General features: G+C 73.8%; 10 protein-coding genes. 5 read left to right on the top strand and 5 right to left on the bottom strand.

Annotated elements, in window-relative coordinates:
* Positions 1–49 precede the first annotated feature (49 nt).
* On the bottom strand, positions 50–229 hold the full coding sequence (locus AB0389_RS31820; protein ID WP_366398999.1) for a hypothetical protein: 180 nt from the start codon (positions 227–229) through the stop codon (positions 50–52).
* Between the two features lie 221 nt (positions 230–450).
* Here AB0389_RS31820 and AB0389_RS31825 point away from each other — a divergent pair, with 221 nt between their 5' ends.
* The 4 genes from AB0389_RS31825 (at position 451) to AB0389_RS31840 (ending at position 4,716) form a co-directional block, all read left to right on the top strand.
* Positions 451–1,803 (top strand): NYN domain-containing protein, encoded by a 1,353-nt coding sequence (locus AB0389_RS31825; RefSeq protein ID WP_366399000.1) that lies wholly within the window; start codon positions 451–453, stop codon positions 1,801–1,803.
* A gap of 94 nt (positions 1,804–1,897) precedes the next feature.
* The gene (locus tag AB0389_RS31830; protein ID WP_366399044.1) at positions 1,898–2,872 is read left to right on the top strand and encodes an ABC transporter ATP-binding protein; all 975 of its coding nucleotides are present in this window, start codon (positions 1,898–1,900) and stop codon (positions 2,870–2,872) included.
* 91 nt (positions 2,873–2,963) lie between these two features.
* On the top strand, positions 2,964–3,854 hold the full coding sequence (locus AB0389_RS31835) for an ABC transporter permease (protein ID WP_366399001.1): 891 nt from the start codon (positions 2,964–2,966) through the stop codon (positions 3,852–3,854).
* Positions 3,855–3,930: 76 nt separating this feature from the next.
* Positions 3,931–4,716, top strand: a complete 786-nt coding sequence (locus tag AB0389_RS31840) for an ABC transporter permease (protein ID WP_366399002.1) — start codon at positions 3,931–3,933, stop codon at positions 4,714–4,716.
* A gap of 42 nt (positions 4,717–4,758) precedes the next feature.
* Here the strand turns inward: AB0389_RS31840 and ybaK are convergent, their stop codons facing one another.
* The 4 genes from ybaK to AB0389_RS31860 form a co-directional block, all read right to left on the bottom strand.
* Positions 4,759–5,259 carry a Cys-tRNA(Pro) deacylase gene (gene ybaK, locus AB0389_RS31845; protein ID WP_366399004.1) on the bottom strand — a complete coding sequence of 167 codons (501 nt, stop codon included), beginning with the start codon at positions 5,257–5,259 and terminating at the stop codon, positions 4,759–4,761.
* A 54-nt stretch (positions 5,260–5,313) separates the two neighbouring features.
* Positions 5,314–6,054, bottom strand: a complete 741-nt coding sequence (locus AB0389_RS31850) for an LON peptidase substrate-binding domain-containing protein (protein WP_366399005.1) — start codon at positions 6,052–6,054, stop codon at positions 5,314–5,316.
* A gap of 5 nt (positions 6,055–6,059) precedes the next feature.
* The gene (locus AB0389_RS31855) at positions 6,060–7,112 is read right to left on the bottom strand and encodes a hypothetical protein (protein WP_366399006.1); all 1,053 of its coding nucleotides are present in this window, start codon (positions 7,110–7,112) and stop codon (positions 6,060–6,062) included.
* A 187-nt stretch (positions 7,113–7,299) separates the two neighbouring features.
* Positions 7,300–8,895: an oxidoreductase gene (locus AB0389_RS31860; RefSeq protein ID WP_366399007.1), complete on the bottom strand. Its 1,596-nt coding sequence runs from the start codon at positions 8,893–8,895 to the stop codon at positions 7,300–7,302.
* A gap of 212 nt (positions 8,896–9,107) precedes the next feature.
* Here AB0389_RS31860 and hisD point away from each other — a divergent pair, with 212 nt between their 5' ends.
* Positions 9,108–10,430, top strand: a complete 1,323-nt coding sequence (gene hisD / locus AB0389_RS31865; RefSeq protein ID WP_366399008.1) for a histidinol dehydrogenase — start codon at positions 9,108–9,110, stop codon at positions 10,428–10,430.
* The last annotated feature ends 17 nt before the right edge of the window (positions 10,431–10,447 follow it).

Here is a 10,447-nt window from a genome sequence, read left to right on the forward strand (position 1 = left end):
GCCCGGCGGAATTCCGCCGGGCGCGCCCCTCTTCCGTTCCCGTACGACGTCAGTTGTGGCCGAAGCGCTTCTGACGGCCCTTGCGCGCCACGTCCGTAGGCGTTATCTGCGACAGCCGCTGATCGCTGCGGTCCTCCATGGACGAGGACCTCGACTCCTCGGCTCCGCGCTCGGACTCCGAACGGGGTTGCTGCTTATGACCGCGGTCGCGATTCTTGTGCTTGGCCATGGCGATGCCTCCTGCGGGATGCTCGGGGAAATTCCGAGGGCCTGGGGCCGCACCCAGACTCACATAGCCGATGGAAAGCCGCATTTTGGATCATTGCGGTATGTAGTGGTTCCCTCGTCAACAAGCCGGTCGGTCATGCGCCACGCCGATGATCGAGTTCCGGACGTCAAGGTGGCGGCCGTCGGGCAGACTCGAAGGAAACCCGAGGTTCCCGAGAGAAGGTGGAACACGTGGACCGCTGCGTCGTCCTGGTGGACGCCGGCTATCTGCTGGGCGCCGCCGCGAGTCTCCTCGCCGGAGAACCGGCCCGTTCCCGCATCACCGTCGACCACGCCGCCCTCATCCAGGGCCTCCGCGAGCGCGCCGAGGCCGATACGGAACAGCCGCTGCTCCGCATCTACTGGTTCGACGGCGCCCCCGACCGGGTGCCGCAGCCCGAACACCGGCGACTGCGCGTCATGCCGCGCGTCACCGTCCGGCTCGGTGCGCTGACCCGCAGCGACGGGCGGTGGGCGCAGAAGGGCGTCGACGCCGCGATGCACGCGGAGCTGACCGAACTGGCCAGGAACCGGGCCTGCTCGGACGTGGTCCTCGTGACCGGGGACGGCGATCTGCTGCCCGGCCTGATGTCGGCCAAGGAGCACGGCGTCGCCGTCCACCTGTGGGCCGTCCAGGCCGCCGACGGCGACTACAACCAGTCCGAGGACCTGGTGGCCGAGGCCGACGAGCGGCGCGTGCTCGACCGGGCGTGGATCACCAAGGCCGTACGCGCCAAGGACTTCGGCGGGGTCTGCGCGCCCGCCCCGGCACCGCGCCCCGAGATCGCCGCGATCCTCTCCGCGCCGCTGCCCGAATCGGCGCCCGCCGCCCCGGCGGAGCGGGCCGCGCACGCGACGGCGGGGGAGGGACGCGAAGGACCGGACGCGCGGCCCGCCGCGCGCGACGACGGCCCCCGGTCCGGCGCCGCCGGCGCGGGGGCGGGCGCGCAGGCGGGCACGGTGGCCGAAAACGGTACGGGCGCCGGTACGCGCGGCGTCCCCACGCCCAAGGACCTGGCGGGCCTGCGCGCCCCCGCCGCCGACCGTGCCCACGCCCAGCCGCAGCCGGCCGACGGCCGCGCGGAGCGGCCCCCGGCGGGCGCCACGCTCCGCTGGTCCTCCGACCGCGGCTGGATCGAGCGGCCCGGCGGCGGTACGGCGGGCGAGCCGCCCGAGTCGGCGTCGCTGCCGACGCTGGCCCAGCTCACCAGCGCGGAGCAGCGCTGGGCCGACCGCGAGGAGGACATCACGACGGTCGGCGGCGACCCGTTCGAGGTCGGGCAGGTCTTCGCCCGCCGCTGGATGGAGCGGCTCCCGGAGACCGGCCACGCGCAGAAGCTCTCCGTCATGTACCCGCGCGTCCCGCACCGCATCGACGGCGAACTGCTGCGCTACGCGGCGCGCTTCGGGCTGCTGGCCCACAAGGACGACCAGATCGACGAGCACGACCGGTACGCGATCCGGGCCGGGTTCTGGCGCGAGATCGACGTAAGGGCGGCGGCGGAGAACGTGAACGCGGTGCCGGGAGCGCAGTAGCGCGGGCGGCGGGTGCTCCGGGGTTCTACGGCCTTTTCCGCCCCGCCGCCCGGGGCGGGGGCCGGGACCCGTAAGGTCGTTGCTCGTGAGTACGGTGTGCGTGGTGCGCGATCTGGTCAAGACGTACCCCGCCGCGCGTGGCGGCAGGGGGCGGCCGGGGACACCGGCGGTGCGGGCCACCGACGGGATCTCCCTGGAGGTACGGCGCGGCGAGATCTTCGGCCTGCTCGGACCCAACGGCGCGGGCAAGTCCACACTCGTACGCCAGCTCACCGGCCTCATGCGGCCCGACTCCGGTGCGGTCGAACTCCTCGGGCACGATCTCGTACGCCACCCGGAACGCGCCTCCCGGCTGGTCGGCTACCTCGGCCAGGAGTCGGCCGCGCTCGACGAACTGACCGTCTCCCTCGCCGCCGAGACCACTGGCCGGCTGCGCGGGCTCACGCTCGGGGCGGCGCGCGCCGCGCGGGACGAGGTGCTCGCGGAGCTGGGACTGACCGAAATCGCCGGTCGACCGCTCAACAAGCTCTCCGGTGGCCAGCGGCGCCTCGCGTGCTTCGCCGCCACGCTGGTGGGGGAGCGGCCCGTGCTGGTCCTGGACGAGCCCACCACCGGCATGGACCCCGTCGCGCGGCGCGCCGTGTGGACCGCGGTGGACCGGCGGCGGGCCGAGCACGGCGCGACCGTCGTGCTGGTCACCCACAACGTCATCGAGGCGGAGACCGTCCTCGACCGGGTCGCCGTGCTGGACAGGGGCCGCGTCATCGCCTGTGACACCCCGTCGGGGCTGAAGGAACAGGTCGCGGGCGAGGTACGGGTGGAGCTGGTGTGGCGCGAGCGCGCCCCCCTCGACGTCCCGGAGGTCGCGGCGCTGCGCGGCTCTGCCCAGGAGTCCGGCCGCCGCTGGGTGCTCCGCCTCGCCCCGGACGAGGCGCGGGCGGCGGTCGCGGCGGTGACGGGCGGCGAGGCCTTCGCGGCCCTGGACGACTTCACCCTGGCCACACCGAGCCTGGAGGACGTGTATCTGGCGCTCGGCGGGCAGGCGAGGAAGGGGCTGGTGAAGGCGTGAGCGCGGCGACGTCGCCCGGTCGGTACCTTGGACCGGCCGGACTTGGCCCGGCCATCACTCGTACGTCCGTACCGAACAGGAGCAGCGTCAGGTGAGCATCGTGCCCGCGGAGGCCGTGTCCGGGAGAGTCCGGGGCGTCGGCAAGAGCGCCGGTGAGAGCGCCGGTGGGAGCGTTGACGAGAGCGCCGGCGGGAGCACTGGACGGGCGGCGGAGGACGGGTGGCCCGCTCCGCTGGCTCCCCGGGCCCGGCTGCTGCCCTCGCTCGCCGCCGTCTACCGCGCGCAGCTGTCGCGGGCGCGGGTCGCCAGGATCCCGCTGCTCTTCGTGGCGACCTTCCAGTCCGTCGGGATCATGATCCTGATGCGCGGGGTCGTCGACGGGGGCGGTGAGGCGCGGGCGGTCGTCGCCGGGTCGAGCGTGCTCGTCGTCGCGTTCGTCGCGCTCAATCTGCTCTCCCAGTACTTCGGCCGGCTGCGCGCCGACGGCGGGCTCGACCACTACGCGACGCTGCCCGTACCGCCCGCGGCGGTGGTGCTCGGCGCGGCCGGTGCGTACGCCTCCTTCACCGTGCCGGGTACGGCGGTCACGGCCGTCACCGGCAGTGTGCTCTTCCAGCTGCCGCTGACCCACCTGTGGATCCTTGTCGCGGTCATCCCGCTGTCGGGCGCGGCCCTCGCCGGTCTCGGCGCGGCCTGCGGGCTGCTGGCGCCGCGCCCCGAACTGGCCACGCTCCTCGGCCAGTTGGGGATGTCGGCGGCGCTGCTGCTGGGCGTGCTGCCCGCCGACAGGCTGCCGGGCCCGGTCGGATACGCGCGGGATCTGCTGCCCTCCACCTACGGCGTCGAGGCGCTGGCCCGTACCTTCGACACGCACCCCGACTGGTCGGCGGTCGCCGTCGATCTCGGGGTCTGCGCCGCCGTCGGTGTCTGCTCGCTGGCCGTGGCGACCTGGGCCTACCGGCGGGCCGCGGTCCGCCGATAGTCCGCCGGGCTACCGGTGCGGCTACCGGTGGGCGACCGGTGCGGCGGCCTGCCGCCGGGCCTGGCACGATGGCACAGTGACAGCACCCCTGACGCCGCCCCACCAACCGCCGCCGCACGAGTCGCCGCGCGACGATCCCTGGCAGACCCCGCCGGACGGGGCCACGCCGTACCCCGTGACCGGGGCGGACGGAGCGGCCGGCGGCGACGACGGCGGCTTCGATCCGAAGACCGAGCTGCGGCAGGGCATCGTGGTGCTGGTGGCCGTCACCGTGGTGGGGCTGGCACTCGGACTGCTGTGGGTGTGGCTGGCGCCGCGCGTCCCGCTGATCTCCGACGAGTCGGCCGTCTTCCTCAAGGACACGGAGGGCGAGGAGGCGATCGCCGCTGACGGCACGTTTCTTCTGCTGGCGCTCGGCTTCGGCGCCCTCAGCGCCGTGCTCGTCTTCCTCTTCCAGCGGCGCGGCGGGATCGGGACCGTCGCCGGGCTGGCCGTGGGCGGGGTGCTCGCCTCGGTCCTCGCCTGGAAGTTCGGCGTCCGGCTCGGGCCCACGTCGGACGTGGTCGCGCACGCCAGGGCCGTCGGCAAGGGCGTCACCTTCGACGCGCCGCTCGAACTGAACGCGAAGGGCGCGCTGCTGGCCTGGCCCGTCGCCGCGCTGGTGGTCCATCTCGCGCTGACGGCGCTGTTCGGGCCGCGCGACCCGAACCCGCAGTGGGACTGGGGACCGCTGCCCGCGCAGCCGTACGAGCCGGCTGCGGGACCTGCGGGACCGGCCGGGCCGTCGGGTCCGGCCGGGCCGTCGGGATCTGCCGGACCCGCGGCGCCTCAGGGATCTCAGGGGCCTCAGGCACCTCAGTAGGCCTCAGGCACCTCAGTAGGAGGACGAGCCCCGGCCGCCCGGCTATCTGCCGATCGGCGCCAGCACGGCGCCGGTCAGCGCCGCCAGGTCCGCCGGGGACAGCTCCACCTCCAGGCCCCGGCGGCCCGCCGAGACACAGACCGTCGTGTGGTCCCCGGCCGACGCGTCCACGACCGTACGCAGCCGCTTGCGCTGGCCCAGCGGCGAGATACCGCCGCGCACATAGCCCGTCGTCCGCTCGGCCGCCGCCGGATCGGCCATCGCCGCGCGCTTGCCGCCCACCGCCGCCGCCAGCGCCTTGAGGTCGAGCGAGCCCGCGACCGGTACGACCGCCACCGTCAGCTCGCCGTCGACCTCCGCGACCAGCGTCTTGAACACCCGCTCCGGGGAGACCCCCAGCGCCCGCGCGGCCTCCTCGCCGTACGAGGGCGCGGCCGGGTCGTGCTCGTACGCGTGCAGCGTGAACGCCGTACCGGCCGCAGTCAGCGCGACCGTCGCCGGGGTGCCGCCCGCCTGCTGCTGCTTCTTGGATTTCTTCGCCAAGGCCCTGGCCCCGTCCGTCTCGCGGTCCGCGGTCCCGCGGTCCCGCTGCGTCAGTCAGTTCTGGCTGATCGGCGCGTGGGTCAGATCCACCGCCGGCAGCGACGGCAGATGCCGTACCACCGCGGTCTCCGACCGCAGCAGCGTCAGCTCCGCGCGCAGCCGGTCCGCGACGTCCGGCGCCTCCAGCAGCCGCTGGCGCGTCGGGATGTCCAGCACCGCCGCCGCCGCGACCAGGTACGACACCACCGACGGTTCGTGCGGCAGGTCGTCGCTCCTGGACAGCGAGCGCTCCCTGGCCCCCGCCAGCCGCTTCTGGTAGCTCTGGAACGCCCGCAGCACGCCCTCGGCGAGCGTCCCCGCGCCCTCGCCCGTCTCCTCGGGCAGCTCCTCGAGATCGCCCGTCAGATACGGGCCGCTGGCGTCGACCGACCGCAGCCGGACCCGGGTGGTGCCGGTGGCGATCACCTCGAAGCTGCCGTCGGGCCGCTCGCGGATCGTCGCCGCGTCCGCGACACATCCGACCGGGTGGAGGGCGGCGAGCGGATCGGGGCCGAAGCCGGCGGCGGGGCCGCGTTCGGGGCGCGCGTTCCCGTCCGGCATGCCAGGCGCGGTCACCGCGGTTTCGTGCCCGTCGCGGATGGCGACCACGGCGAAGCGGCGCGGTTCGGACTCGTCCGTCTTGAGCAGCTCGCGCATGATCGCGCGATAACGCTCCTCGTAGACGTTGAGGGGCAGCACGAGGCCGGGGAACAGCACCGCGTTCAGCGGGAAGAGAGGGAGGCGAGCGGTGGTCACAACGGTCAAGCGTAATGGCCGCGGGACGCTCCGCGGTCGGCGCGGTCGGCCCGGCCGCGCAAAGGGGTCGCCGAGGCCACCTGGATCCGTACCCCGTCCCGCGTTTCGAGGAACCGCCCCAGCGGGTCGTCGGTCAGACAGACCCACGGGAACGAGGTCGCGTACGGCCCGGTCAGCCGGAACTGGTCCAGCGCCGCCGCCCACCGCCCCCGCTCCGCCAGGACGTACGCCAGCAGGTTCCGCACCTCGGCCGGGCATGGCACCCCCGCCGCGTATCCGGCCGACAGTTCGATCGCCAGATCCGCCGCCGCGTCGATCCGGTCGCCCTGGAGCGCGGTCGGGCCGCCGGTCCGGTTCTCCTCGCTCGCCAGCAGCGTGAACGCGGCGCGCACCGGCAGCGCCCGGACGAGCGAACCCTGCGGCGAGTCCGCCGCCGCGCGCTCCGCGAAGTCGAAGCACTCGCGGTGCGAGCCGTACCAGTGGGCCGACAGGTACTGGAGCGCCGAGACATGGCAGCCATAGTGGTGCGAGGAGCGTGCCACCGCCTGTTCCCACAGCGTCTCGAACGTGGTGTGCGGGGCGTGGCTGCCCCGCGCGTGGTCGAGCGCCACGCGCCACGGCACCGGGTCGCGCGGGTCACCGGCCGCCGCGGCGTCGATCAGCGGGGCCGTCTCGCGCAGCAGCTCGGCGCGGGCCGGTGACTCCCAGGCGCGGCGTACGGCCAGCTCCGCCCGGACGAGCAGGGCGTCCGGATCGTCCGGCGCGGCCCGGAGCCAGGCGGCCAGCCAGGCGTCCCGGCTCTTGGCGAACACGGCCAGCCGGATGACGTAGCGGTCGCGGTCCTCCCACTCCGCCGCGTCCCGGGTGGCAGCCAGCAGCTTCGCGGCGCGCTCGTACTCGCCGTGCGCGGCGGAGACGAGCACGGGCGCGAGGAGGTCGTCGGGCACGTCGAGCAGGACCTCGCGGTCCGGCGGCAGCCCGGCGGACAGCGGCATGGCGTGCCGGACCATGCGCGCGGTGCTGATCAGTGCGCGGAGAAAGGACATGGTGTGGACCATTGAAGGCGCGCGCGGAGGGCGGCGCCAGGGTGGAGAAGTGAAGCTTTCGTATCGAAAGCGGGTGGATTGCGGTGGGGGTCGGGGGCCGGCGCGTTACCGGCCGGTGGGGCGGCGGATTACTGGCCGGTGGGGCGGCGGATTACTGGCCGATGGGTGGTGGGCCGCCGGGCCGGTGCGCCGCCCGCCGTCAGCCTCTTCTGAGCAGCCGCGTCGCGCCCGTCGCCACCGTCGTCGCCAGGATCCAGCCCAGCACCGTCAGCGTCGCCGCCGTCCACTGCCAGCCGCCCGACACCAGCCAGTAGCCGTCCTGGCCGAAGTCGATCACCGGGATGAGCAGGTCCAGCGAGTACAGCGCCGGGTTCCACGCCGGGTGTTCGTCCGGTCTCAGGGCCGGGGGCGCGTTGTGGGCGAAGGTCAGGGTGGAGGCGCCCCACAGGACGGCCATCCAGAGCGCGGCCCGGCCGGGACGGTAGCCGTACGCCACCGTCCAGTCCTGGAGATAGCCCCAGAGCTTCCCGGCCAGCGGCAGCGTCTCGCGGCGTCTTCGGTGCTTGGCCAGCAGGACCTCGCGGGCGTCCGCGTCCTCGCCGGTGTGGCGCAGGACCTGCGCGAGGCGCTCGTACGGTTCGGGGGAGTACTCGGGGGTCGCCGCCGCCAGCCACTCCAGCCGGCGGATGAGCGGGAAGTGGCCGAACGGGACCAGGTTCTCGTACGCGAAGCCGCTCATGCTCAGCCCGCCGGGGCCCGGCCAGCTCGTCGACATGTCCACCAGGGTGACGATCCGCGCGCCGCTCAGGACGACGCGCCCCTCCTCGACGCGGTCGCAGGTGAAACGGAGTTCGGGGGTGGTGATCCGGCGCAGCGACAGCTCCTCCGTGGGCGTCATGAAGAACCGCGCCTGGTCCACGTCGACCGCGTCGCCGAACCGGCCGTCGTCCAGCCGCACCCCGCCCCGGCACTCGAACCGCTGGAGCCGGTCGCCGAGGAGCGGGGTGGCGCCGATGCCGTGCGGCGGTGTGATGTCCGGTGCGCCGGTGTCGTCGTTCACCCACACACCCGTCAGATGGAGCGAGCGCTCGACCGTGAGCTGCGGGGCGTTGAGCGCGCGCTTCTCCTCCGCCGCGCGCAGCCGGCTGCCGCGCAGGCTGAGCGAGACACCGACCTTCGCGCCGCGCAGGCTGACCTCGCCGTACGTCTCGATCCGGTCGGCCTGGAGGTCCTGCGCGACCACCATCCCGTCCGCGGTGATCGCCCGGCCGCGCCGGTCGGGCCGTACGTTGATCTCGCTGATCAGCAGGTCCGTGCCGATCCGCGCGTCGGTCAGCCGGATGCCCCGCTCGACACGGCACCGCGGCAGATGCAGATCGCCCTCGGTGTGCAGCCGGGCCGCCTCCAGCCGGGGGATCGCGCAGCTCACCATGCGCAGGGTGGTGAAGCGCGACTCGGGCAGCACCACCTCGTTCTCGAAACGGCAGTGGTCCAGCTCCACATACGGCGCGACGGTGCCGCCCGCGAGGTTGAGCGTCCCGGTGATCTGGACGCCGCGCAGCTTGAGCGCCGCGACCCGGCCGGGGAGCGCGGCGGGGCCGCTCAGCAGGAGAAGGGCGACCACCCGCGCGCGCACGCTGCGGTCCGTGCCCCACGGGCGCGGCGCGAAGGGATCGTCGAGCAGGGCGTCCGACGTGCTCAGGTCGTACGTACTGCCGTTGCGGAACGACTGCCACATGCCGAGTTCCGCCGCGCTGAGCCAGTCGGGAGATTCGTCGTACTGCGGCTCGGTCACTGCCGCGCCTCCGCTTCCCCGTGTGCGTACAGATGGTCCGAACAACTGATGACAGCCGGTCCGTACAACTGAGGGCAGTTGTTCCGTACCCACGTTGTTCCCGCTGAGTGACGCCCTGAACGCGCCGAGTGACGAGTGTTCGCGGGCGTTCGTGTGTATCAGCCAGTGATACGCCGTCCGGCCGTCCGGCCCGGTCTGCGAGAATTGACCCCGTGATCTCACGAATCGATCTGCGCGGTGAGGCCCTCCCCGAGGGCCGCGCCCTGCGTGACCTGCTGCCCCGAGCCGAGTTCGACGTCGAAGCCGCCCTGGAGAAGGTCCGGCCGCTCTGCGAGGACGTCCATCATCGGGGCACCGCGGCGCTGATCGAGTCGGCCGAGAAGTTCGACGGTGTGACCCTGGAGCGGGTACGGGTCCCGGTCGCCGCCCTCGCGGCGGCACTGGAGGCGCTCGACCCCGACGTACGGGCCGCGCTGGAGGAGTCGATCCGCCGCGCCCGCCTCGTGCACCGCGCCCAGCGCCGCGAGGAGCACACCACCCGTGTGGTGCCCGGCGGCACGGTCACCGAGAAGTGGGTGCCGGTCGAGCGGGTCGGGCTGTACGCGCCCGGCGGCCGGTCCGTCTACCCGTCCTCCGTGATCATGAACGTGGTGCCGGCGCAGGAGGCGGGCGTCGAGTCGATCGCCCTGGCCTCGCCCGCGCAGCGTGAGTTCGACGGGCTGCCGCACCCCACGATCCTGGCCGCCTGCGCGCTGCTCGGGATCGACGAGGTGTACGCGGCGGGCGGCGCCTCGGCCGTCGCGATGTTCGCGTACGGCACCGAGGAGTGCCCCCCGGTGAACATGGTCACCGGGCCGGGCAACATCTGGGTCGCCGCCGCCAAGCGCTACTTCACCGGCCGGATCGGCATCGACGCCGAGGCGGGCCCGACCGAGATCGCCGTACTGGCCGACGCCACCGCCGACCCGGTGCACGTCGCCGCCGACCTGATCAGCCAGGCCGAGCACGACCCGCTCGCCGCCGCCGTCCTCGTCACCGACTCGGTGGAGCTGGCCGACGCCGTCGACAAGGAGCTGGAGCCGCAGGTCGCGGCCACCAAGCACATCGAGGACCGGGTGCTGCCCGCGCTCTCCGGCCGGCAGTCCGCCATCGTGCTGGTCGACTCCGTCGAGGACGGCCTGCGCGTCGTCAACGCGTACGGCGCCGAGCACCTGGAGATCCAGACCGCCGACGCCGCCGCGCTCGCCACCCGCGTGCGCAACGCCGGCGCGGTCTTCGTCGGCCCGTACGCCCCCGTCTCGCTCGGCGACTACTGCGCCGGCTCCAACCACGTCCTGCCGACCGGCGGTTGCGCCTGCCACTCCTCGGGGCTCTCCGTCCAGTCCTTCCTGCGCGGCATCCACATCGTCGACTACAGCGAGGAAGCCCTCGCGGACGTCGCCCACCATGTGGTGACGCTCGCGGAGGCGGAGGACCTGCCCGCGCACGGCGCGGCGATCAAGGCAAGGTTTGGATGGAAGGTGCCCGGAAAGTGACGTTCGGAAGCGATGAT

Source organism: Streptomyces sp. NPDC093109 (assembly GCF_040701725.1).
Lineage (GTDB): Bacteria > Actinomycetota > Actinomycetes > Streptomycetales > Streptomycetaceae > Streptomyces.